This is a genomic window from Achromobacter sp. SIMBA_011 (assembly GCF_046535435.1).
In the GTDB taxonomy this organism is placed as follows: domain Bacteria; phylum Pseudomonadota; class Gammaproteobacteria; order Burkholderiales; family Burkholderiaceae_B; genus Achromobacter; species Achromobacter dolens.
This window is the reverse complement of sequence record NZ_JAWRWN010000957.1, coordinates 1-249: the sequence shown is the minus strand read 5'-3', so window position 1 is coordinate 249 and position 249 is coordinate 1. Positions and strand designations below refer to the sequence as shown.

1 protein-coding gene is annotated in these 249 nt (G+C 66.3%); it reads right to left on the bottom strand.

Annotation, left to right across the window (positions count from 1 at the left end):
- A partial coding sequence (locus tag SB816_RS33840) for a LysR substrate-binding domain-containing protein (RefSeq protein WP_410548479.1) occupies nt 1-249 on the bottom strand: 249 nt, incomplete at both ends.

The window sequence follows — 249 nt, the reverse complement described above, 5'->3', positions numbered from 1 at the left end:
CCAGTCCTCGCGGAAGCGCCGCTGCTCGAGCCCGTCGAGGCCGACCGAATCGGCGACGATGCCGACCTCCGCGGTCTTGTTGCGAATCGCATGCACGATCTCCTGGCTCGAACGCTCCTCGACGCTGATCGACAGTTTCGGATGATGCGGCAGGTATGCGGCGAGCGCGTCGGGCAGGTATTCGCTCAGCGACGCCGTATTGCACAGCAGCCGGATGTGCCCGCGCAGCCCCTGGCCGTATTGCTGCAG